The sequence below is a fragment of the Botrimarina sp. genome (genome assembly GCF_040219535.1).
Lineage (GTDB): Bacteria > Planctomycetota > Planctomycetia > Pirellulales > Lacipirellulaceae > Botrimarina.
Genome location: NZ_JAVJSH010000003.1, coordinates 15,020 through 37,677, shown reverse-complemented (window position 1 = coordinate 37,677; position 22,658 = coordinate 15,020). Strand labels below are relative to the sequence as shown.

The following is a 22,658-nucleotide window of genomic DNA, read 5'->3' as shown; positions in this document are numbered from 1 at the left end:
GAAGGAATCTCCCTCCCGTCAGCCTTGTAAACCGTTTCCCGTTTCTCCTTGGCGGCCTTGGCGCTCTTGGCGTCTTGGCGGTTCCTTTTCCAGGTCTCCCCATGCAGCTCGGTTTTGTCTCGGCGATCTTGGCCGACCAGTCGCTCGACGAGGTGCTCGCTTTCGCGGCGGGCGAGGGGTTCGACTGCGTGGAGGTCCTCTGCTGGCCACCCGGCGGCCCGGACCGCGCGTACGGCGGGGTCACGCACCTGGACGTGAGCCACTTCACCCAGGCCCAGGCCGACGACGCCCGCGCCCTGTTCGACAAGCACGGCGTGGGCCCCAGCGCGTTGGGCTACTACAGCGTGCCCTTGTCGGCCGACGGGGCGCAGGCCGCCGCGGCTGTCGAGCACCTGCACAAGGTGATCGACGCGGCCGCGATGCTCGGGCTGTCGAACGTGAACTCCTTCGCCGGGGCGAATCACAAGCTCACGATGGAAGAGAACCTGGCGAGGTTCGCCGAGGTCTGGCCGCCGATCGTGCGGCACGCGGAGGAAAAGGGGATCCGCATCGGGATCGAGAACTGCCCGATGCTGTACGCGAACACGTGGCCGTTCGGCCTCAACCTGGCCCACTCGCCGGCCGCGTGGCGGCGGATGTTCGAGGTGATCCCGTCTGGGTCGTTCGGGCTGAACTACGACCCGTCGCACCTGCGGATGCAGCTGATCGACCCGATCGCGCCGATCCGGGAGTTTGGGCCGCGGATCGTGCACGCGCACGCGAAGGACATGCGGATCGACCGCCACCGCTTGGACGAGCTGGGCAGCTTCGCGTTGCCGATGGACCGTTCGACCGCGAAGATCCCCGGCCTCGGCGAGATCGACTGGGGCGCGTTCATCGGCGCGCTATCCGACGCGGGCTACGACGGGCCGGTCTGTATCGAGGTCGAGGACGAGGCCTTCACCGACTCGCTCGCGGCGCGGCAGCGTTCGCTGCGGATCAGCCGCAACGTTCTCCGGCCGCTGATCGGGTGATCGGCAGCCGCGGATGAACGCGGACGAACGCGGATACAACCTAAGCGATGGGCTTTGATCGGGCTCCGCTCTGGGCGGGGTCTCCAGACCCCGATGACGGCTCGGCAGTGGGAGGGGTCTCCGGACCCCGATGACGCTGTGCCGAAGCACGGCGGCTGACCTACCGCAATCGGCGTCTGGAGACGCCTCCCACAGATTCGAGACGTTCCCCAAGAATTCGGGACAGCTCCGAACCCGTCATCTGTGCCCATCCGTGCCCATCCGTGGCTCCCCCTGCAGCGCGTGCTCGGCGGTGGTGAGCACGGCGCGGCCCGTCGCTAGCCTGTCGAGCGTGTCGGACAGCAGCTCGAGCTTGGCCCGTCGCGCGAGGCCCATCCCCGGGAAGTCGGCTAGCTCCGGCACGTCGGCGCCGCCGAGGAAGTCGAGCGGGTGCAGCAGCAGCGAGGGGCCGACCCTCCGCAACCGGCAGAGCCGCATCGCCGTTCGCCAGTACGCCCGCGCGGCGGCCGGCGACTTTTGGGCGAGGAACGACAGATAGGTGAAGTGGATCGGCGCGCGGGCGAGCGGCATTGTGGTGACCGGCAGCTCGACGAGCGAACCGCACGGCGTGGCGACAGCGTGCGGCCGGAGCGGCCGCAGCGCGTCGGCCAGGGAGCCGAACCGCTGCTCCGGCGCGTCGTCCGACGCGGCCTTTCGGAAGCCGCTGAGCCTCACGTATGCGCGGGCGAGCGGGCCGACGAACGTCGGGAACACGCTCGCGTCGTAGCGGTAGCCCCGACGCGCCAGGACCTTGAGCAGCTCGGGCGACCAACTGAAGCCCGGGGCGCGGAAGCCCGCGGGCCGCACGCCGGCGACCTGCTCGATCAGGCGCTCGGCTTCGGCGACCTCGCGCTGCATCTCCTCGGGCGGGAGCGTGTCCAGCCACGGCCAGTGCGACTGGCTGTGGTTGGCGACCTCGAAGCCGGCCGCCGCGATCCGCTCGACCTCGCGCGCGCCGGGGTCGCGGGTGAGGTCCTCGCCGACGACGAAGAACGTGCAGCGAAGGCCACGCTCGCCGAGGAAATCGACGATCCGCGGCGCGACCTCCGGCAGGTACGTGGGCCGCGCGCGCCAAGCGGCGTCGCCGCGCGAGCGGAGGTACGCCCACTTGTCGTCGAGGTCGACCGACAGGCTGGCGGCCCGGCCGTTAGCTTGCGGCGAGCGCGGCATCGGGCAGGGCGTCGGGGCGGCGCGGCGGGGCCTGGAGCGCGGCCGCGAGGGGGCCGGCGATCGCCTGGTCGGCGACCTGGATCGTCTCGTTGACGTTCAGGTTCCCCTTGAGGATGTGGGCCGAGTTGACGACCCACACGCCCGGCACGCTGGTCTGCATCGGCGGCAGGCGCTCGCTGTAGCCCAGCGTGGGGAGCGCCATCACGCTGCGCACCCTGGAGAACCGCATGGCGACCACGTCGTCGCGCGAGAAGCCGGGGTGCATCTTCTCGAGCGCCGCGAGCCACTCTTCGCGCAGCTCGTCGTCGGACCGATCGAACACCGGGTCGTCGCCGGTCGCGTACTTCGGCAGGTAGACCAGGAAGCGGCCGCCGAGTTCCGCCGGGTCGACGAGGGTCGTCATCTCGATGACGGCCGTGAGCGGAACCCAGCCGTCGGTGATGTTCGTGACGTAGTACTCGGTGATCGGCTTCTTGAGCAGCAGCGAGGCGCACACGATGCCGAGGTACTCGATCCCCTCGTGCCGGCGCCGCTCTTCGTCCGACAGGCCCGGCACGACACGCGCCACGACCGACGAGGGGGTCGTGAAGACCACGTGGTCGAACGCCATCGACCCGCCCTCGTCGGCCAGACGCAATTCGACGCCCCCGCCGGGGCGGGCGACCGCCGCGGCGACCGGCGCGTCGGTGCACAGGTCGACGCCCGCCTCGTCGAGCACGTCGGCGAAGCGCTCTAAGAGCCGCGCGTAGCCGCCCGGCACATACCCGAACATCTCTTTCTTGTGGCCGGTGCGTCGCGCCGCGTACATGCGGCTGATGTGCGCCCAAATGAACGCCGCGGAGACCCGCTTGTGGGCGTCGCCGAGTTTGGCCTGCAAGAGCGGCAGCCAGACCTTCTCGAAGGCGCCGTCGCCGGACCATCGGCGGAGCCAATCGGTCACCGGCACACGCTCCAGGCGGCGCCAGTCGCGCATCTTCGACGCGGCGAAGATCGTCGCGCCCAGGCGGAGCTTCTCGAGCAGCCGCAGCGGCGGGAACGTGAGGAACTCGAGCGTCGAGGACATCGAGTGCATCCGCCCGCCGGTGTAGAAGCCGGTCTTGGTCTCGACGAAGCGGAGCTCGTCGGCCAAGCCGATCTCTTCGAGCAGGCGCCGCAGGCGGGTGTCGGAAAGCAGGGTCACGTGGTAGTGGCGGTCCCAGGTGACCTGCCGGCCGGATTGGGCGTCGTTGAGCGTCCACGCGCTGGCCAGGCCGCCGAGTTCCGGCGCGGCCTCGAGCAGCGTGACCCGCACGCCGCGCTTGCGCAGCTCGTGAGCGAGCGTCATGCCGAGCATCCCGCCGCCGACGACGGCCCAGTGGGCCCTCGGGGTGCGGTCGGTCGCGGCGGGCGGGCGGGGCGGGGTAGGCATCGCGCTTCAGAGGCGGCTTGCTAGCAGCGTGGGCGTGGTCGTGGCGCGGTCGTGGCGGGGGGCGGGGCGGCCGTCAGGCGCCGCGCAGCCGGCGGCGGACGACGAGCGAGAGGGTCTGTCGCACGGTGCGGAGCACACGCATCTTGCTCGCGCCCCCCTTCTGGTCGTAGCGGAGGACCATGGGCGCCTCGCCCATGACGAGCGGCCGGCCGTCGAGGCGCAGGCCGCGGAGCTTCAGCAGCACATCGACCATGCAGGAGAAGCCGGCTTCGCTCACGAAGCGGTCGCCGTAGAGGTCGATCGCCGCGGCGAGCGGCCCGACGCGGTAGGCGCGGAAGCCGCACGTGTAGTCGCGCACCCCGGGGATCGGCAGCACGGCCTTGAAGACCCACCGCGCGGCGACGCTCAGCAGAACGCGGTCCAGCGGCACGCCGATCACGCGCGAACCGGGCCGGAAGCGCGACGCGATCACCACGTCGTGCCCCTCGTCGACGAGCGAGAGCATCCGCGGGATCAGCCCCGCCGGGTGGGTGTTGTCCGAGTCCATCGTGATCACGACGTCGCCCGGCGCCGCGTGCCGCACCGCGTCGACCAACCCCGTCCGCAACGCGGCGGCGAGCCCTTGGTTGTGCTCGTGCTGCACCAGCCGCACCGGCATCGAGAACGACGCGCGGCTGGCGATCTCGGCGGTATCGTCGCTCGAGCCGTCGTCGACCACAACGATCTCGTGCGCGAGCCCAGCGGCCGACAGCGACGCGTGCAACGAATCCAGCAGTCGCGGCAACGACTCGCCCTCGTTGAACGCGGGCAACGCGACCCGCACGACGCGGACCGCCGCGCGGAGGTCGTGCCGCAGGTCGGCGCCGGCCGGCGCCCCTTGAGCCGGCGCCTGGGGGCGGGTGGGGGTTTCGAGGGTGGTCGCCATGACGAGTCGTCGCCGGATCGGTAAATCGCAGGAGAGGGGCGCCGCGGGCCGCTGGGGTGCTGGGGTGCTGGGGGTGAGCGAGAGCCGGGCAGCGGCGCCCGACTCAGCCGGCTCCGGCCGCGCCCCTTCGCATCAGCCGCTCGCGCCCGGCACGGAAGTCGGATGGCGAATCGCTTGCGGGATCGGTCGATTCCCCGTGAAGGACGAGCCGGCTGGCGAGCGACAGGTAACCCCGCGAGCGCCACAGGAGCGACCTCGCGCCGAGCGCCCGCTCCCGTTGACGGGTCAGTGTAAATAGCAGCCAACGCGGAAAATAGCTGAGCGCCGCTTGCGCTGCGCGAACGCCCATCATGACGCCCAGTTTTGCGCGGCCCCAGTCGCGGAGCTCGCGCAAGGCGAGGTGCTCGCCGTGCCGTGTGGCGGTCCAGCGCATGTAGTCGTCGCCGAGTCGCTGCGGCGGGATCAGGTGGTAGACGATCGCGTCGGGCGTGTACCAGGCTTCGTAGCCGGCGCCGCGGAGGCGCCGGTACAGGTCGGCGTCTTCGCCGCCGTTGGTCAGCCGGGTGTCGAACCCGCCGACCGCGTCGATCACCGAGCGGTGGAAGATGAGGTTGTTGGTGCCCGGCACGCGCTTGCGCGTGTAAGGCTGCTCCGCGTCCCAGCCGACCTTCTCGCCCAGCAGCACGCGGCAGGCGGGGGCCAGCCGGCGGGTGTTGTCGTGGGGCAGCACCAAGTGCACCGCGCCGCCAGCGACCTTCACGCCGCGGCGTCCGGTGAGCTCTAGCAGCCGCACGATCCAATCCGGGTGGGCCCGTTGGTCGTCGTCGTGGAACGCGATCCACTGGCCCACGGCCTCGGCCATGCCGCGGTTCCGCGCGTGGCTCACGCCGGCTTGCTCCTCGTAGAAGCCACGCAGCCGCGCCGCTGCGCCCCGGTTCTCTGGCCGCGAGTAGTGTTCGATCACCTGCTGCGTGTGATCGGTCGACGCGTTGTCGACCACGACGACCTCGTAAACGAAACGCTCGCCGGACGCGGACTCGGTCGACAACGCCGTCAGGCTCGCCAGGGTCTCGGCGAGCATGTCGGCGCGGTTGTAGCTGCCGACGACGATCGTGACGTCGATCGGCTCGTCGGCGGCGTGCGGTCCGTCTGCGGTGGTCATCGGCTCTCGTTGCAATCGATCAGGCGAAATCGGGCAGCGCACGCGGGCGGGCGGGAGGGTCGGCCGGCTCGGGCTGGGTGGGGAACCAGAGCGCCGCGCTCAACAGCGCGCACACGCCGATTGCCGGCGGGTAGCGGATGTCGGTGAACAGCGACTCGAGCAGGCTGTTGGCGGCCGCAAGCGTCACCACGCCGACCGCGAACGCGTAACCGGCGTCGCGGGTCTGGTCGTACGCGGCCACGAGCGTGGCGCCGCCGGCCACGAGCACCCACACCCCCAGCGCCAAACCCACCACGCCCAGCTCCAACGCGATGTCGAGGTAAGCGTTGTGGGCCGACTGGATAGACCAGTTCTGGCTCTTCATGATCTCGGCGATCCGGTCGGGGGTCCAAAACCCCTCGTAGCCGTAACCCGTCAGGGGGCGCCGCTCGGCGATCGACAGCAGCTCTTCCCACAGCGGCACGCGCCCGGTCAGCGTGCCGGCCTGCTCGGTGCGGCCGAGCAGCGCGGCGTCGACCGCGCGGTTGCGGGCGCCGTCGCCGACGCTGGCGAAGTAGATCGTGACGGCCGCCACCGCGGCCACAAGCAACGCCACGCCCGCCCAGCGGACCCGCCCCGGCAAACGCAGCGTCCCCACCACGACGAGCGCGACCAGCAGCGCGACCAGGCCCGTCCGCGAGCGTGTCGCTAGGAGCAACGCGAACGAGCCGAAAAACATCGCCCGCAGCAACCATCGGCCGCCGAAGCCGATCGGCTGGCAGTAAGCGGCCAAGCAGAGCGTGCCGAGGTAGGCGGCTTGGGCGTTGGGGTGGAGCGTGCCGCCGAAGCGGTAGTCGCCGCCGGACCAGGGGCCGCCGCCGTGGGCGACGTCGACCGCAACCGACACGCACACGAACGCCGACAGGCTCAGCAGCGCGCCGGTCAGGATCTGGCCCGGCGTGAAGCGCCGCGCGAGGCCCGCCGCGCCCGCCAGCACGCAGCCGAGCACCACGAGCCGTTTCAGCGTGACCCCCGGCTGCTCCGACCAAGCGACGCTCAGCGAGGCCCAGCCGAGCAGCAACACGAGCGGCGCCGCCACGCCCCACCGCACGCGCCACGGGGCCGGTCCCGAACCCAGTAAAGCGGCCAGGCCCCCCACGCCGAGCACGAGCAACGCGATTTGGCGTTCCCAGTGGCCCGATTCGATCTGGTCGATGTACTCGTCGCGGATGTCGCGCTCGGCCACGTCCGCGATCGCAGAGTTCGCGTAGATCGTGCGGTGCTCGACGACCCAGAAGATCGCCAAGAGCCCGAGCAACAACCCGGCGACCAGCGGCGTCCGGCCGGCCGAGCAGGCGGCGGATCGATCGGCGTCGGCCGAGCCGTGGGGCGGGTAGTCGCCGGCTGCGGCCCAACCGTCGTTCCCCAGCGCAGCGGCGCTGGTCAGCGGTGGCCGGCGGTGGGGCTCAAGCATGGCGAGCCTCCCGGGCGAACGAGCGCCACTGCCACGCGAGCGCGACCAGGCTGCCCGCGAGCAGCCCCACACCGATGGCGACCGCGCCGTACGCGGCGACCAGCGCGAAACCGACCGTCGCGTTGATCGCCAGCCGCACGACGGCCGTCATCGCCATCAGCCGCGCGCGGCCCAGGTTGATCGACGCGAACTCGATCGGGATCAGCATCGCCTCGGAGAGCGCGCCGGCCGCGATCGATACCAACAGCAGCGTGCTGACCTGGTTGGCCGTTTCCCCGAACACGCCCTGCACCACCGGCAAGCCGAGCAGCCCGACCCCCACGAGGTAGGCGGCGATCGCCGCGGCCATGGCGAGCGAAACGCGGATCGTGAACCGCCACAGGGCGCCGACGCCCCCCTCGGCGAGGACCTTCGCGCTGGCCGGTCCGAGGTAGTTCTGGCCGCCCAACAGGATCGGGTTGGTCACCTGCACGATCACCTGCGCTGCGCCGAAAGTGCCCAGCTCGGCCACGCTCGCCACGGCCGGCAACAGCCACACGTAGCCCTGCTTGCCCAGCAGCACCGCGAGGCCGCCGCCGGTGAGCCACTTGCTGGTCGCCCAGCTAGCGCGCCAATCGGGCGCGACGCGACGCCAGTCGACGCCCCACCCGGTCCGCCGCGCGGCCATCCAGGGGACCGCCAACAGCGACGCGGCGGCCATCGCGCCGTAAGCGGCTGGCGCCGACATGCGGCCGGACCAGGCGAGCCACCCCAGCGCGGCGAGTTGGGCCACGGCGACCAGCGTGTCGAACGCGAGCACCTCGCGGAGCTGCAGCCGCGCCAGTCCGAGCCGCCGCACGTGCTCGCGCAGGAGCATCGCGGCCGCGAACGGACCCACCCCGGCCAGCGCCGCCGCGTAGGCCCCGAGGCCGGCCGCGGACGCGGCGCCGGCGCAGGCGAGGATCGCCAGGCAGGTGGCGGCCGCGAATCCGATCAAGTGGACCGTCGCGCTGCCCGCGGCGAGGCGCCGCTGGTCGGGCCCGAGGCCCGCGTGCCGCTGGGTGTAGGTGGTCCACACCACGGCGCGACCCAGCCCCAGCGCGAACAGATAGAGCGACACGCCCAGCGTGAAGAACCCGAGCTGCTCCTGGCCGCCGAAGCGGCCCACCAGCACGACCGCCGCGAAGTTCGCCAGGCTGACGATCGCCTGATCGGCGAACGCCCACGAGCTCTTCGGCGCGGCGGCCGCCGATCGCTTAACCAGCGGCGACGCCGTGGGGCCGGGAGCGACGGCGGTTGGGGCGGTCGAGACCGACAAGGATTAAGCCAGAAGTGCGGAGCGACAGGGCAAGCCGATCAGAGCCATTTGGCGAGCAGGCGCGGGACGTGCCGTCGGCGACGCGACAACACGCAACCAACCAGCAGAGCGCCGTCGGTGCGGAGCTGGCTCGCGGTGCGCCGCACGTCGTCGCGGCGCGTGGCCTCGCTACGCACCGCCAACACCGAGGCGTCCAGCCGCCGCGCAAGCAGGAGCGTCTGGCGCAGCTGCGGCGCGGCAGGCAAGTCGACGAACACCAGCTCGTACGAAGCCCGGATCTCCGCGAGCATCGCGTCGAGCGCGTCGGGCGACAGGCCGATGCGCCCGATCAAGCGGGGCGAGCCGATCGGCATCACGTCCAGGCCGTCGGCGTGCGAGCGGTGCGCGGCGTCGCGCAGGCCGCAGCGCTCGGCGAGCAGGTCGGTCAAGCCCAGCGCCTTCTTGAGGCCGAACCGCCGCGCCTGAACGGGCCGCTCGGTCGCGGCGTCGATCAGCAGGACCGGGCCCATGCAGTGGTCCGCGGCGCGGATCGCGAGGTTAGCGGCGATGGTGCTCACCCCGGCGCGGCGCTCGCAGGCGGTCACGCCGACCATGGTCGCCGCCCCCACGTCGGCCGACGCGAGCGAGTCGAGCCGCGCCTCCAGGCGCCAGAGCAGGGAGTCGTACGCGTCGGCGCCGCGGCGCGTGGGGACGGTTCGGCGCCGCCGGACCGACTGGTCGTTCGACGCGGCCTTCATCGAGTTTTCTAGCCAGGTCATAGCCATTCTGCTCTTGGAAGCCCGGGGGCTCCGGCGGGACGCGGGGCGGATCAGGAGGTGAGCACACGCTTGTAAGACTTCGACTCGGGTATCGACGCGAGCAGCGGCACGCCGCTGGCCTGTTCGAGGGCGTCCTCGGAGCGTACGCGGTCGTTGAGCTGCTCGAGGCCGAGCACGGTCGCGACCGTCAGCCCGACGGCGAGCGCGATCGCCCCCAGGCCGACGATCGCTTTGGAGGGGCTGACCGGCTTTTCCGCGAGGGTCGGCGACTGCGCCACGTTGACGCTCGAGATGCTCTTGGCCTGGAGTTGTTCGTCGATACGGGCCTGCTCGAGGTTGTCCGTGTAGCGGTGGAACTTGCGGCTCAGGATGGCCTCGTCGCGCTCCAGCCGGGCGATCTCTACCTGCTGCGTGTTGACCCGCTCGAGATCCGACCGGACCGCGTCGGCTTGCTTGGCGAGGGCGGCCAGGCGGGCGTCGAGGCTGGCGAACTGGCTCTGTTTCTGCTTGAGCAGGAGGGAGAGCTCGCGGTGGATGGGGTTGATGTCGTCGGTGGTTTCTTGCCGCACGGTCGACTGCCCGTCGACGACCTTGGTCGCCTCGTCGACCTGGCGGGTCACGGCCACCACCAGCGGGTGGGTGTCGCTGTAGCGGGCCTTCAGGTCGGCTTGCCTGACTTGCAGCGCGTACAGCTGGTCGCGGAGCAGGTCGGCGCCCTCGTTCGGGATCGAGCGCTTCGACGCGACGAGCCGTTCGGGCAGCTCGCCGAGCTTCAGGCCGAGGTCGACGAGCTCCGCGGCGAGCGCGTCGCGTTCCGCCTCGGCTTGGTAGAAGGCCAGCTCGACCGACTGCAGCTGGTTCTCGAGGTTCTCGCGGCGGGTTTCGATCGACGCCACGCCCATCTTGTTCTTGCTGTCGCGGAGGGACCGCATCGCTTCGTCGAGCTGCTCGCGGAATTGGGCTTCTTGCTCTTGGAAGAAGCCGAGCGACCCCTCGTTGCGGTGCACCCGCAGGTGCTCGCTCCGGTACACGTCGATCAGCGTGTCGAGCACCCGCTGCGCGCCCAGGGGGCTCTTCGTGCTGTAGGTGACGAGGATCAGCGTGGAGTCGCGTTCGGCGTCGACGTCGAGGTTGTCTTCGACCTCGATGATGGCCTCCTCCCGCTCGGATATCGGGTCGATGCTCTTGACGGCGCCGATCACCGACTCCAGCGGCGCGCCGAGAGTGTTCTGCAGCACCCGGCCGGCCGGCGAGAGCGGCGCCCGTTCGCTGTCGGGGCCCCCACGCAGCACGTACTCCGGGCCCAGCCGGTCGACCACCTTGGCGATCACGCCGCGGCTGCGTAGCAGGTCGATCGCGGTCTTCACCTCGCTCTCGCGGCCCATCTGCTGCAGGCTGATCGTCTGCTGCCCGGTCTGCGCGACCGGGTCGATGCTCACGCTCTGCCGCCCGACGCGCAGCGCGAGCTTCGCCTCCGACCGGTAGGTGCGGGGCATGAACAGCGCGACGGCCAGGCCGGCGCCGATCACAACGGTCGGGATCAGCAGCACCTTCCACTTGTGGCGGAACACGACCTCGGCGACGTCGCGCGGGGAGCTGCTGGTTCGGGAGGAGGGCATCGCAGTCGCTTCGGAGGAGACAAAGGAGGCTTAGGCGCGAGCGGCTGCCGTCCGGGGCCGCGTGGCGACGGGGCGGCTGGGGCCCGACGAGGACCGGGCCGGCGAGCGCCCCTCGACGGCCAGGTCGTACCAGCGGAGCAGCGCTTCGGCTTCGCGCGTGGCGGTGTACTCTTCCGCACGGCGCAGCGCGCCGCGGCTCAGCCGCCGCCACAGCACCGGGTCGGTCGCCAAGAGGGTCAGCGCCCGGCTGAACCCGTGGACGGTCTGGCTCGGGCGGCCGACGGGGATCGGCAGGGCGCAGTCGGGCGTCATGATGTCGGCCGCGCCTTGGTGGTCGACGCCGACGATCGGCGTGCCAGCCGCGAGGGCCTCCAGCAGACCGGTCCCCGACGTGTCGCGCATGCTGGTGAACGCCAACGCGTCGGCCGCCGCGTAGTGCGGCAGCGTTTGCCGGTAAGCGGGCCAGCCGAGCCACTCTACGCGGTCGCCAATCCCCAGGCGGTCCGCCAAGCGGCGCCAGCCGCGCTCGCTCGAGCCCACCCCCAGCACGCTCAGCCGCCAGTCGACCGACGCAGGCAAGAGCGGCAGCGCCCGAAGCAACAACGGCAGCGTCTTCCAAGCCCGCATCCGCCCCGCCCACAAGATGCGGAACGGCTCGCCCTCGGCGCGGGGCTCGCGGGGCGGGGCGATGGGGTGGTCGATGGCCGTCTCGAGGCGCACCGGCGGGCGGCGGCCCTGGGCGGCCTCCAGGTCGTCCGCTGCGCGCCGCGTGGCGGCGACCAGCACCGCCGCCTCGCGCGTGGCGGCGCGGACCCGCGGGCAGAGCCGGAGCTGAATCCCGTTGACCACGTTCCGGCTGATCTCGAACAGGGCTTCGCCCGGCGCCAGTTGCGACAGGTAGGCCGTCGGGAAGTTCTGGGTGCCGCCGACCGGCCCCCACACGAACGGCACGCCCAAGCGCCACGCGTCGCCCGGCTCGCGGAAGCCGCAGTAGGTCGTCTGGTGCACAAGGTCGAAGGGGCGCTGCGCGTGCAGCTGTCGCGCGACCCGGTACGCGTCGGCGTGCCAACGGCGGTAGCCCGCGTAGTAGGTGAGCGAGTGGCGGCTGAGCAGTTCGCCGATCGCGCCGCGCCCGACGGGCACGAAGCGCAGGTTCGCCGACAGCCCCAAGCGTTCGGCCTCGCCGATAAGCAGCGGCTGGCAGCCGGGACGGCCGTGCAGAACGGTGACATCGTGCCCCCGCCGCGCGGCGTGCACCGCCCGGCGCCAGCCGATGCGGGTCTCCATCGACGTTTCCGGGTGGCAAGCCACCGCGACCTGCAGCACCCGCAGCCCGCGCCGCACGGCGACGGCGGGCGCCCCCGGCGGAGGATCGCCCCCAGCGGAGCGGCGTTGGCTATCCACGGTCGAGGCGGTCATCGGTGATGAACAGCACGGGGCTTCGGAGGCGAGAAGGAGCGGCCCGGCCGGCGCGACGCGCGAGCGGCCGCTTCCACCGCTCACCTTCCGTTCAGGCGCAGCAGCGACGGGCACGTGCGCGCGACGAGCACCAGGTCGAGCCACGGGCTGCGGCGGCGGGCGTAGTCGAGGTCCATCCTAATCCACTCGTCGAAGGGCACCACATTTCGCCCGTAGACCTGCCAGGTGCAGGTCAGGCCGGGCGTGACGTGCAACCGGCGGCGTTGCCACGGCTGGCATGCGAGCGACTCGTCGATCGGTAGCGGGCGGGGGCCGACTAGCGACATGTCGCCACGCAGCACGTTCCAGAGCTGCGGCAACTCGTCGAGACTGGTCCGCCGCAGCAGCCGGCCGAACGGCGTGACACGCGGGTCGTCGGCGATCTTAAAGGCGGGCCCGTCTTGCTCGTTGAGGGCGCGGAGCTGCCGCTTCAAGCGTTCGGCGTCGGTGCGCATCGTGCGCAGCTTGTAGATCCGAAACCGCTTGCCGCCGAGGCCTTCGCGCTCTTGGACGAACAGCGACGGGCCCGGCGACGTGAGCCGCACCGCGACCGCGGCGGCCACGATCACCGGCGCCGCGACCACCAACCCGATCGACGCGCCGACGATGTCGAACGCCCGCTTCCACGCCGGGAGCGGCGCGGCGAGCACCGCGTCGAGGGCGGCGCCCGGCGCGCCATCGACGACAGCCCTGTCGTCGTGCGGCGCGAGGGCCTCGGCGGCCGAGTCGGCGTGGGCCGGGCGGCCGGCCACGGTCGGCGTTTCGCCGGCGGGCTGGTCGGAGGCCTCCGGCCGCCGGCGGCGGCCCCCTTCGGGGTAGAGCACCACCTCGCAGTCGGGCCGGTCGGCGCCGGCGTCGTACGCGTCGCAGATGTCGGCCGCCACCTTCCACGCGCCGGACTCGGGCGTGTCCGGCAGGAGCAGGCCGAGTCGCCCGTCGCGCAGCCAACCGGCGGTGTCGGTCAATCGCAGCCGCGCGGCGAGCCGCGCTTCGAGGTCGCGCACGTCGGCGTTGGAACTCTTGCTCGGCGACAGGCGGATGACCAGCAGCGAGAGGACCGACCCGTTCCGGTCGACACGCATCCGTTCGCCGGTCGCCGCCAGTTCGAACTGCTTCGCCGATAAGAAGAACGGTTCCTCCGGCGCACGGCGGGGCGCCGATGCCGATCGGCCGATCAGCGGACGCACGAATCCAAGCATGTTTTCTCGATCGGCGACAGAACCAACGTGAGCCACCGCCACGAGGAAAGGGCCCCGACCGGCGCGACTCCGCTCTTCCCTGACACAGCCGTCCTTGTTTTCCGACCGGCAACAGACGCCGGCGTCCTCTGCACGCAGCTAGGTGCTCATCGACGCGGACCGCGGCAGGGGGGGGCGGTGGCTGGCGGGCGCCGCCGGGTCGGGTTTGTCCGGCCGTGCGGCATGGTGGTGGGGGGGCGCTGGCGGGCCGAACGCGGCACACGCCCAGCGGGCCGACTATACTTGTCGGGTATCCGATGTCGAGTCGGAAGTTGCGGATTTTGCGATTAACAACGCGCGGCTTGGGCGCCAAACGCCGCACGTGTCGCTCCGCTTTCCGAAGCGCGATCCGGACCCCGACCAGCGCCGCGCCGCCGCCGATATGCCCCCCTCCCTCGATTGCTCGCCGATCGCCGCCGAGGCGGCCAACCTCGCGCGCACGCCGCTTGCGCTGGCGACTCTGTCGGGTGGTCGCTTGTGGTGCAACCAGTCGTTCATCGAGGCGGCCGCGTCGCTCGGCGTGTCGACCGACGAGTTGGTCGGCCTCTTGGTGTCCGACCCTAAACGCCTGGGGCCGAACGCGGCCGCGCAGCGCGTCAGCTTGCCGGAGCACGGCCAGGCGTGGCTGCTCGAGTTCACCCCGCGGCCCGCGCCGGGGGCGGCGGGCGAACCGCAAACGGACGCGCTAACCGCCGTGCTGAGCCGCGCGGCGCTGATGCACACCCTCGACCGGTGGTTCGCGAACCGCGTCGCCGAGCCGTTCGCTCTGGCGTTCCTCGACCTGGATGACTTCAAGCTCGTCAACGACCGCCACGGCCACCTCGTCGGCGACGCCTGCCTGGCCGAGGTCGGCGGTCGGCTGCTGCGTGCGACCCGCGGGGGCGACGTCGTCGGCCGCTTCGGCGGCGACGAGTTCGTCGTGTTGCTCGCGGGCGTGACCCAGCCGGCCCAGTGCGAGCCGATCCGCCGCCGGCTAACCGAAGGGGTCCGAGCCCCGCTCGCTTGCCACGACGCCGCCGGGCCGCTGGGCGTCAGCATCGGCGTGGCCTTCTCCGGCGATTCTTTCGACACGCCGCAGGCGATGATCTCAGCGGCCGACGCCGCGATGTACCGCGACAAACGCGGGAGCGACCGGGTCAGGGCGGGGCAATGAAATGCGGAGTTCGGACGTCGGGTTGCGGGATGAGGTGATCGGCAGCGCTGTGGCAGGCGCCTCCCGCGTGTCGAGAGCCTCCGCCGCCACGCCCGACGTTGCCGATCCGCCCGAACTTCGCTAGTTTCACGGGCTGTCAAACGAGCCGCACGGCCCGAGCGGGGCGGCGGCGATCGCCGCGAGCGTGTTCCTAGGGAAGGGAGTGCGATGAGGATTATCGAAGCGTCGGTCTCGCGCCCGACTCCCGGTCGCGATGCGGTCGAGCGTTTGTCGCTGGGCGCCGTCGGCGACGGCCTGGCTTGTTACCGCGTCCGGGACCGCGACGACTCCGCCGCCTTCGCGGGGCTGTTGGCCGAGCTGCTGCTGGGCGCGAGCGACCCGAGGTGGCCCGACCTCGGCGAGGGCGTCGCGCGGATCGCGACACGGCACGGCGACCTAAAGCTGCGACGCTCCGGCGGCGCCGGTGGCCCTCGGCTGTCGATGGCTCTGGCCGGCCCGCGGCCGGCCGACGCGCCCCCGCCGGGGCCGAGCGACTGGCAATCGATCGTGCCGCCGCCGGTGATCGCCGCGGTCTTCTTCGCCTCGGCCGACGAGCCCGCCGCGCTGGACCGGCTGCTCGGCGACGACGTCGCCCAGGCGTACACGCGGCTGGCGGAGCGCCGGCCGCGTCGGGCTTCGGCCGCGGGCCGCACTACGAGCAGCGCAGCCAAGAGCTTGCTCAACGAACGCGACGAGCTGGTCGCGCGGATCGAGGCCACGCTCGCCGACCGCCGGCGCGAGAGCGCGCAGCTCGACGAGCAGATCGAAGAGTGGGAGCGGCAGCGCGCCGCGCTCGCGCAAGAGGTCGACGAGCTCCGCCGCCGAGTGGACGGCTTGACCCAGCGCCTGACCACGGAGGGCGCTCGGCGCCGGTACGAAGAGGCCTCGCGCCTGGCGGCCGAGGCCTCCGGCCGGCACGCCCAGGACCAATGGGCCCCGCGTGTCGAGGAGCTCGACGAGGAGGTCGCGCGCTGGCGGGCCACGCTCGCGGAGCTCGAGCGGCGCGAGTCGTGCGTGCGCAGCGAGCTTTCGCGCCTGCACCCGGACGACACGGCGCCGCAGCTGTTGCTGGCCGATCAACGCGCGTCGGTCGCGGTGGCGACCCGCTTGGTGGCCGACCTCGAGGCGGAGGTCGCGCGGTTCGCCCGCGCGGGCGGCTCGCCCGAGTGTCTGTGCTCCGACGCACACGCGCGGCTCAACCCGCTGGTTGAGACCCTCGGCCGGCACGTGGCGGAACTCGGTCGCCTCGTCGCCCAGCAGGACGACGCGCAGCGTATCCAGGACCTGCTCGGCGAGGCGCACCAGCTCGAGCGGTCGCAGACCGAGCTCCGCCGGCAGCTCGACCACCTGCTGCAGCGTCGGCAGACGCTGTGGCGGAGCACCCGCGCGCGGATGAGCCGCGACGACGGGGCGCCGCCGGAGGAGGCCGACAGCGGCGACGACCGGCGGCAGCTGCGTCGCTGGTCGGACGAGCTCGCCGAGGCCGAGGCCGCGCTCGACTCGACCCAGCGCTCGCACGACGACGCGCTCGAGCGACGCCGGCGGCTGCTCGACGACTCGCTCCTGGAGGCCTGGCGCCGCGAGCTGGACCGCGTGCAAGCACGGATCGACGGGGCCGCCGCCGGCGGCTGGGCCGAGGGCGAGTCGCTCCGGGCGTCGGAGGTGCTCGCGCGGCTCTCCGACGGCGAGTGGACCGAGCTGCGGCTCGCGCCGGGGGGCCGTCGTGTCGAGCTACGCGACCGCAGCGGCCGGGTGCACGCGCAACGCGACGTGTCCGCGCCGGCACGCCGGCTGGTGGTTTGGGCGCTGCGGCTGGCGCTGGCCGACGCGGCCCACGCGGCGGGCGCGCCGTTGCCGCTGGTGCTCGACCAGCCGTTCGCTTCGCTCGACGAGCGTGCGGCCGCCAACCTCGCCACGTGCCTGGACGACTACGCGCGTCGCGGCAGACAGGTCCTGCTGTTCACGACCGATGGTCCGGGCCTCCAGCGGCTCGTGAGCCTGGGTGTGTCGGTCCGGCGGATCACGGAGGGTGAGGCCCTAGCCGAGCCGCGCGGCGAGGCGCCCCCGCGTGTTGTGGAACAAGAAGAGTCGTTCACCCGGCCTTGCCTGTTGGACCCCGAAGACCCGATCGAGCGGTTCCCCGTGCCGCTGCCCGACCGCGCCGTGGCCTTCGGCAGAGCGCGGGTGCGCACGGTGGGCGACCTGCTGGGCGCCGACCCCAGCGCGGTCGCCGAAGAGATGGCCGTCGATGGCGTCACGGCCGAGCTCGTGGCGCTTTGGCAGGCGCACGCGGCCTTGGTGGCGTTCACGCCGCGGCTCGAGCTGAGCGAGGCCAAGCTGTTGGTCGAGTGCGGCGTGTTGTCGGTCGAGGAGCTCGCGTCGGCCGACGCCGACCGCGTGGCCGACGCGCTGCGCCGCCGGGGCGTCGACAACGGGGAGGCCGCCGCCGTTGCACTGGCGTGGATCGACAGCGCCCGAGGCGCCGTCGGGCGTTGGCGGGACAGCCGCTGGGCCGACTCCTGGCGCCGCAACCGCGACGAGCGGCGCGAACGGATCCGCGACAACGCTCGCCGCAAGGTCGCGGCCGACGGGGCGCCGGCGCCCGCTCGAGCAGAGCAACGGCCGCCGCGTCGCGAGCAGCCGCGGCCGGCCGACACCGCGAAACGGCGGATGCGGTTCTACCTCGAACAAGAAAGCGACATCGAAGCCGCGCCGTCGATCGGCCCGAAGCGCGCCGACCAGCTGCGGGCGATCGGGGTCCGCACGGTCGCACAGTTGCTCGAGGGCGACCCCGAGGAGATCGCCGAACGATTGGACCACCCACGCGTGGACACCGCGCGGGTCGTGGCCTGGCAACACCAAGCGGGCCTGATGTGCCGCGTGCCCGGCCTCCGCGGCCACGACGCGCAGATCCTCGTCGGCTGCGGCTTCACCGCGCCCGAGGAGATCGCCGGCATGAAGCCCGCCGAGTTGCTCGAGTTCGTCGACCCGTTCTGCGACTCGCGCGAGGGCCAGAGGGTGCTCCGTGGCGCCGAGCGCCCCGACCTGGCGGAGGTGACCGAGTGGGTCCGCGGCGCGCGGCAGCGCCGCGCGGTGGGCGCCGCGTGAGCCGAGCGGCCGCTCGGCTGGCTTCGTGCGTGCGTGCGGGTCCTGGCGCGCGGTGCGGGCAGGTGGTGCGGACGCGTTCCGCTCCTCGTGGTCACGCCCAGCCCAGCGATCGGGCCGCCGCGACGACGCCGCTCTCGATCGCCGGGAGCACGACGAACAGCAGCGCAGTGAACGCCGCGAACGTGACGACCTCGCTCAGCCGCGGCCGCACGTAGGCCAGGCTGTAGCAGCACGGGATCACGACCAGCGTGAGCAGCGTGGCGAACGCCAGGCCGAACACCACCGCGCCGGTCAGCGGCTGCCAGAACTCGGCCCCGCCCGACACGTTCAGCAGCAGCGGCAGCAGGCCGCCGCAGGTGGTGAGCGTGGTCAGCATGACCGGCCGCAGCCGGTTGATTCCGGCCTCCATGATCGCGTGCTGCACGCCGGCGCCGCGGGCGCGGGCCTGGTTGGCGAAGTCCACGAGGACGATCGCGTCGTTGACGACGATGCCGGTGAGGCTCACCAAGCCGATGAACGTGGCCAGGCTGAAGGGGAACCCGCACGCCCACATGCCCAGTCCCACGCCGATGAACGACAGCGGCACCGCGGCCATGACGATCAGGCTCTGGCGGAAGCTGTTGAACTGGATGGCGAGGATCGCGGCGATCAGCACCACGGCGATGACCATGCTGCGGAGCAGGTAGCCGAAGTTCTTGTCGCGCTCGTCGTTCTCGCCGGTGAACTCGGCCTGCAGGCCTTCGGCGAGGGTGGCCGGCTCGCCGAAGTAGGCCTTGCTGAAGCCCTCGATGGTCTTCTCCGCGCCCTCGGCGGGGCGGAAGCCGAGTTCGGGGAGGACCTCCTTGGCGAGGACCTCGAACACGTCGGCGGCGGAAGTCGACTCGTCGACGTCGCACTTGGCCACGACGGCGCGGTTGCGGTCGTAGCGGTTGATGCTGAACAGGCCGGTCTCGCGGCGCAGGTCGGCCACGGTGCGGATGGTCGTCTTCTGCCCGCCGGCGCCGGTCAGCATCAGCCGGCCCAGCTCGGCGGGCGTGCGTTGGTGCTCGGGGGCGAGCTGGATGCGGAGGTCGACGTCCTCGTCGTCGAGGGTGACCTGGATGCGGTTGTCGCCGGCGATGGCGATTTGCACCGCTTCGGCGACCTGCGCGTCGGTCATGCCGAACAGGCCGATCACGTCGGACTTCGGCTCGATGACGAGCTCCGGCGTGTCGGGGCGGTAGTCGGTCGACACGTCGACCGTGCCGCTGATGTTCTTGAGCCGCGCGGCCACACGCTCGGCCACCTCGCCCAGTTGCTCCAGGTTCTTGCCGGTCAGCCGCACCGAGACCTTCGCTCCGCCGGGGGGGCCGTCCTCGATCTCTTCGACGCTGAACTTCATGCCGGGCAGCGGCTTGATGTTCTCGCGCAGGTAATTGATGACCTCGGTCTGCGACACGTTGCGGTCCATCGGCGGCAGCATCTGCACCTGGACCTGGCCGAACTCGGGCCCGGCGGCGGCGTCCTCGTCGACACGCATGGCCAGCGCGCCGCTGGAGCCGACCGAGGTAACGTAGTGCTGCAACGCGCCGGTCTCCCGCCAGCGCTCCAGCGGCTCGGTGATCACGTCCGCGGCGGCGAGCGTCTGGTCGATGCTGTACCCCAGCGGCAGCTCGTACTTGACGATGAACTGTCCGCGGTCGCTGGTCGGGAAGAAGTTGAACCCCAGGTAGCCGACCAGCGTCCTCGTGCCCAGCACCGCGAGCACCACCCACACCAGCACCAGCGCGCGGTGGTGCAGGCAGAACCGCAGCATGGCCGCGTACGCTCGGGTGAACGGGTCGAGCTTCGGGCGGACGCGCATCGCCTCGGCGCCGGAGCGGCCGGCCAGCTCCGGCGGGACCTCGCGCCGGCGGTACCACCGGGCGGCGAGCGTGGGGATCAGGAAGTGGTCGACGAGGATCGAGCCGGCCAGCGCGGCGGTGACGACCTTGGGCATCACCCCCATGAAGTCGCCCATGATGCCGGGGACCAAGAGCATGGGTAGGAACGCGGCGATGGTCGTCAGGTCGGCGGCGATCACCGGCACGCCGACTTCCTCGATGCCGATCTTGGCCGCGTCGACGGGGTCCTCGCCCCGCTCGATGTGGCGGTGGATGTTCTCCGCGACGATGATCGCGCCGTCGACCACCATGCCGAGCACGAGGATGAAGCTGAACACGACCATGTTCGACACCGGCACGCCGGTCGCGTACAGGAACGCCAGCGCGACGGCCATGCTGCAGGGGATCGCCATGATCACGAGCGTGGCGATCCGCAGGCCCATGGTCCAAGCGAGGATCACCAGCACCAGGGCCGCGCCGAAGATCGCGCTGGACCCCAGCACGCGGAACATGACCCAGATCTCCGCCGAGGAGTCGCGGGTGGTGTCGAAGCGGAAGCCGGGGTACTGCTCGCGGAGGTTGGCGACCATCGCCTTGACCGACCGGGCGGCGCCGAGCGTGTTGATGCCGGACTCTTTGTTGACGATCAGCGTGGCGCCCGGCTGGCCGTCGAACTCGGCCGCGTTGAGCACGCGGCGGTAGCCGTCGACGACCTCGGCCACGTCCTTCACGCGGATGACCCGCCCCCCCTCGGAGCGGACGACCGCCTCGGCGATGTCGTCGACGTTGCGGAGCTTGGTCTCGTTGCGGACCGAGCGGTTGAAGTCGCGGGTCTCGAACGAGCCGGCAGGCAGCTCCGCGTGGAAAGCGGCGAGCGCCTGCCGCAGCTCGGCGAGGGTCACGCCGTACTCGGCCGCCAAGTCGGGGTCGATGTTGACCTGGATCTCGCGCTCCTTGCCGCCGAACAGCTGGGTGTTGCTCACGCCGGCCACGGTCTCGATCTGGTCCTGCACGTCCTCGGCGATCTGCTTCAGCGCGCGCTCGTCGAAGCCCTCCGGCGCGCGGATGTTCAGCAGCATCAGCGGCAGGTTCTCGAAGTCGACGTCCGTGATGAACGGCTGGACCTCGCGGCCCGCGGGCAGCTCGTTGCGGATGCGGTCGACCAGGTCCTTCACCTCGCGGCGCGCCTCGGCCGGCGTGACGCCGTCGAGGAACACGACCTGGGTCACGCCGGAGCCGCGCATGCTGGTCGACGCGATGAAGTCGACCGCCTCGAGGTCGGTGAGCGCGTCCTCGACCTTGCGGATGATCTCGTTCTCGGTCTCGGTCGGCTTCGCGTCCGGGTAGGGGATCGCCACGAGGACGACCGCCTTGGTGATCGCCGGGCCGAGCTGCACGGGGGTCGAGATCGCCGCGAAGAGCGCCACCAACAGCGTCAACGCGGTCCCGATCAGGACCAGGCGGGGGCGTTCGATGGCGGCGTTGCTGATCTTCATGGCTCGCGCGGCGGGGGGCCGCGTGTCAGCGGGCGACCGGTTGGGGGGTGCGGCTGAGCTGCTCGGCGTCGTCCGACGACCGCCCCACGATCCGGACGAGCTGGCCGTCGCGCAGGCGTTGCTGGCCGCGGGTGACGATCGCCGACAGGTCGAGCCCATCGGCCGGGATGAGCACGGTGTCGCCCTGGTCGATCCACCGCGAAAGCTCGAACCGCTTGGCTCGGTAGAGCGTGGCGCCGCCGACCTCCCAGAACATGACCGGCAACGCGGCGTCGACCGACTCGACCGTGAACGCGTAGGTCGCGTCCTCGCGGAACAGCACGGCCGGCTCCGGCGCCGCGTACGCGTACACGCGGTCGGTGACGATCTCGGCCGTGGCCACCATCCCGGGGCGGAGCAGCCGCTGCGAGTTGTCGATCTCGACCTCGACCTCGAAGAGGCCGCTCACGTCGTCGGCCCGCTCGGCGATGCGGTGCACCTCGGCGTCGATCGACGGCCACGGCATCCCGAACAGGTCGTCCCCTTCCAAACGCACGTGGGCGCGGAACACGGCGCTCTCGGGGTCGTCGCTGGCCGCGCCGGCGCGCCGCGCCTGGGCGACGGCCCGCCGGCGGAGCTCCAGTTCGCGGACGCGGGCCTCCGGCACGTTGACCACCAGGCGCAAGCGGTCGTTCTCGACGATCTCGAACACCGTCTCGTTGGCGTTTATCGACTCGCCGGGTTCGACCAGCCGCCGCGCGATCGTCCCGGCGACGGGCGACACGAGCGTCGCGTCGATCAGGTTCTTCTCGGCGATCTGCTGCGCGGCCCGGGCCTGGGCGCGCTCGGTCAACTCGAGCTGGTATTCGGCCTCGGTGATCGCGCTGGGGCTCACCTCGCGGACGCGGCGGGCGCGGCTCACGTCGGCCGCGGCCATCTCGAAGTTGGCGACCGCCTCGGCGACCCGCGCGCGGAGCACGGTGTCGTCCAGGCGCGCGAGGGTCTGGCCGGCCTCGACGCGGTCGCCGTCGTCTAGCGGCTCGCCGCTCTGGTTCTCGCCCAGCGAAGCGACGCGGCCGCCCACCTCGAAGCCTAGGGAGTAAGTCTCCCAGGCCTGGATCTTGCCGCTGTAGCGAACGACCACGTCGCGCCACTGGGCCTCGAGCGGCTCGGCCAGCACCGGCACGCGGGGCTGCGCGGCGAGCGGCGTGGCGGCCACCGGCGTGGCTTCGACCAAGTCGGCGGCCGTGTCGTTCTTGCGGCTGACCCACCACATCACGACGCTCGCCGCTACCGTCAGGCCGATCAGTACCGCGTACCGCCCCACGCGGGCGAGGAACTTCGTCATGGGGACGCTACGCTTGGATGGCTGGTGGCTGGTGGCTGGTGGCTGGTGGCGGGAAAGGAGGGGCGCCGGGCGGGGGGTGGCCGAATGGTGGATCGTAGGGGCCAATCGCCGATCCAGCAACGCGACGCGGGGT

At 71.9% G+C, this 22,658-nt stretch carries 15 protein-coding genes; 3 read left to right on the top strand and 12 right to left on the bottom strand.

What is annotated here, in order from left to right; genetic code table 11:
• Nucleotides 1-101 precede the first annotated feature (101 nt).
• On the top strand, nt 102-1,013 hold the full coding sequence (locus RIC11_RS00790) for a sugar phosphate isomerase/epimerase family protein (protein ID WP_350207916.1): 912 nt from the start codon (nt 102-104) through the stop codon (nt 1,011-1,013).
• A gap of 237 nt (nt 1,014-1,250) precedes the next feature.
• Here RIC11_RS00790 and RIC11_RS00785 read toward each other — a convergent pair whose 3' ends face one another.
• The 10 genes from RIC11_RS00785 to RIC11_RS00740 form a co-directional block, all read right to left on the bottom strand.
• Nucleotides 1,251-2,222 (bottom strand): polysaccharide deacetylase family protein, encoded by a 972-nt coding sequence (locus RIC11_RS00785; protein ID WP_350207915.1) that lies wholly within the window; start codon nt 2,220-2,222, stop codon nt 1,251-1,253.
• Nucleotides 2,200-3,630: an NAD(P)/FAD-dependent oxidoreductase gene (locus RIC11_RS00780; RefSeq protein WP_350207914.1), complete on the bottom strand. Its 1,431-nt coding sequence runs from the start codon at nt 3,628-3,630 to the stop codon at nt 2,200-2,202. Before RIC11_RS00780 ends, RIC11_RS00785 begins: the two co-directional genes overlap by 23 nt.
• Before the next feature lie 73 nt (nt 3,631-3,703).
• The gene (locus RIC11_RS00775; protein WP_350207913.1) at nt 3,704-4,555 is read right to left on the bottom strand and encodes a glycosyltransferase family 2 protein; all 852 of its coding nucleotides are present in this window, start codon (nt 4,553-4,555) and stop codon (nt 3,704-3,706) included.
• A gap of 103 nt (nt 4,556-4,658) precedes the next feature.
• Entirely contained in the window at nt 4,659-5,717 is a 1,059-nt protein-coding gene (locus tag RIC11_RS00770; protein ID WP_350207912.1) for a glycosyltransferase family 2 protein, read from the bottom strand.
• A gap of 19 nt (nt 5,718-5,736) precedes the next feature.
• Entirely contained in the window at nt 5,737-7,170 is a 1,434-nt protein-coding gene (locus RIC11_RS00765; RefSeq protein ID WP_350207911.1) for an O-antigen ligase family protein, read from the bottom strand.
• Nucleotides 7,163-8,467: an MATE family efflux transporter gene (locus RIC11_RS00760; RefSeq protein WP_350207910.1), complete on the bottom strand. Its 1,305-nt coding sequence runs from the start codon at nt 8,465-8,467 to the stop codon at nt 7,163-7,165. Before RIC11_RS00760 ends, RIC11_RS00765 begins: the two co-directional genes overlap by 8 nt.
• A gap of 38 nt (nt 8,468-8,505) precedes the next feature.
• Nucleotides 8,506-9,225, bottom strand: a complete 720-nt coding sequence (locus RIC11_RS00755; protein WP_350207909.1) for a CpsD/CapB family tyrosine-protein kinase — start codon at nt 9,223-9,225, stop codon at nt 8,506-8,508.
• Between the two features lie 50 nt (nt 9,226-9,275).
• The gene (locus RIC11_RS00750) at nt 9,276-10,844 is read right to left on the bottom strand and encodes a GumC family protein (protein WP_350207908.1); all 1,569 of its coding nucleotides are present in this window, start codon (nt 10,842-10,844) and stop codon (nt 9,276-9,278) included.
• 30 nt (nt 10,845-10,874) lie between these two features.
• The gene (locus RIC11_RS00745) at nt 10,875-12,263 is read right to left on the bottom strand and encodes a glycosyltransferase family 4 protein (RefSeq protein ID WP_350207907.1); all 1,389 of its coding nucleotides are present in this window, start codon (nt 12,261-12,263) and stop codon (nt 10,875-10,877) included.
• Between the two features lie 80 nt (nt 12,264-12,343).
• Nucleotides 12,344-13,501 carry a sugar transferase gene (locus RIC11_RS00740; protein ID WP_350207906.1) on the bottom strand — a complete coding sequence of 386 codons (1,158 nt, stop codon included), beginning with the start codon at nt 13,499-13,501 and terminating at the stop codon, nt 12,344-12,346.
• A 421-nt stretch (nt 13,502-13,922) separates the two neighbouring features.
• Here RIC11_RS00740 and RIC11_RS00735 point away from each other — a divergent pair, with 421 nt between their 5' ends.
• Both RIC11_RS00735 and RIC11_RS00730 read left to right on the top strand, forming a co-directional pair.
• Nucleotides 13,923-14,693, top strand: a complete 771-nt coding sequence (locus RIC11_RS00735; RefSeq protein ID WP_350207905.1) for a GGDEF domain-containing protein — start codon at nt 13,923-13,925, stop codon at nt 14,691-14,693.
• Between the two features lie 207 nt (nt 14,694-14,900).
• Nucleotides 14,901-17,840 carry a DUF4332 domain-containing protein gene (locus RIC11_RS00730; protein WP_350207904.1) on the top strand — a complete coding sequence of 980 codons (2,940 nt, stop codon included), beginning with the start codon at nt 14,901-14,903 and terminating at the stop codon, nt 17,838-17,840.
• A 91-nt stretch (nt 17,841-17,931) separates the two neighbouring features.
• On the opposite strand, the gene RIC11_RS00725 is transcribed toward RIC11_RS00730, so the two are convergent.
• Together RIC11_RS00725 and RIC11_RS00720 are read right to left on the bottom strand one after the other, a co-directional pair.
• A complete protein-coding gene (locus tag RIC11_RS00725; RefSeq protein ID WP_350207903.1) occupies nt 17,932-21,198 on the bottom strand; it encodes an efflux RND transporter permease subunit in 3,267 nt (1,088 codons plus the stop codon).
• A 25-nt stretch (nt 21,199-21,223) separates the two neighbouring features.
• A complete protein-coding gene (locus RIC11_RS00720) occupies nt 21,224-22,525 on the bottom strand; it encodes an efflux RND transporter periplasmic adaptor subunit (RefSeq protein ID WP_350207902.1) in 1,302 nt (433 codons plus the stop codon).
• Nucleotides 22,526-22,658 lie beyond the last annotated feature (133 nt).

Excerpts from the sequence above, each read along its gene's own strand:
- RIC11_RS00720 (WP_350207902.1), bottom strand. The coding sequence starts at position 22,525 with ATGACGAAGTTCCTCGCCCGCGTGGGGCGGTACGCGGTACTGATCGGC.
- RIC11_RS00745 (WP_350207907.1), bottom strand. The coding sequence starts at position 12,263 with ATGACCGCCTCGACCGTGGATAGCCAACGCCGCTCCGCTGGGGGCGAT.
- RIC11_RS00780 (WP_350207914.1), bottom strand. The coding sequence starts at position 3,630 with ATGCCTACCCCGCCCCGCCCGCCCGCCGCGACCGACCGCACCCCGAGG.
- RIC11_RS00765 (WP_350207911.1), bottom strand. The coding sequence starts at position 7,170 with ATGCTTGAGCCCCACCGCCGGCCACCGCTGACCAGCGCCGCTGCGCTG.
- RIC11_RS00735 (WP_350207905.1), top strand. The coding sequence starts at position 13,923 with ATGCCCCCCTCCCTCGATTGCTCGCCGATCGCCGCCGAGGCGGCCAAC.
- RIC11_RS00785 (WP_350207915.1), bottom strand. The coding sequence starts at position 2,222 with ATGCCGCGCTCGCCGCAAGCTAACGGCCGGGCCGCCAGCCTGTCGGTC.
- RIC11_RS00770 (WP_350207912.1), bottom strand. The coding sequence starts at position 5,717 with ATGACCACCGCAGACGGACCGCACGCCGCCGACGAGCCGATCGACGTC.
- RIC11_RS00775 (WP_350207913.1), bottom strand. The coding sequence starts at position 4,555 with ATGGCGACCACCCTCGAAACCCCCACCCGCCCCCAGGCGCCGGCTCAA.
- RIC11_RS00750 (WP_350207908.1), bottom strand. The coding sequence starts at position 10,844 with ATGCCCTCCTCCCGAACCAGCAGCTCCCCGCGCGACGTCGCCGAGGTC.
- RIC11_RS00740 (WP_350207906.1), bottom strand. The coding sequence starts at position 13,501 with ATGCTTGGATTCGTGCGTCCGCTGATCGGCCGATCGGCATCGGCGCCC.
- RIC11_RS00790 (WP_350207916.1), top strand. The coding sequence starts at position 102 with ATGCAGCTCGGTTTTGTCTCGGCGATCTTGGCCGACCAGTCGCTCGAC.
- RIC11_RS00755 (WP_350207909.1), bottom strand. The coding sequence starts at position 9,225 with ATGACCTGGCTAGAAAACTCGATGAAGGCCGCGTCGAACGACCAGTCG.
- RIC11_RS00725 (WP_350207903.1), bottom strand. The coding sequence starts at position 21,198 with ATGAAGATCAGCAACGCCGCCATCGAACGCCCCCGCCTGGTCCTGATC.
- RIC11_RS00730 (WP_350207904.1), top strand. The coding sequence starts at position 14,901 with ATGAGGATTATCGAAGCGTCGGTCTCGCGCCCGACTCCCGGTCGCGAT.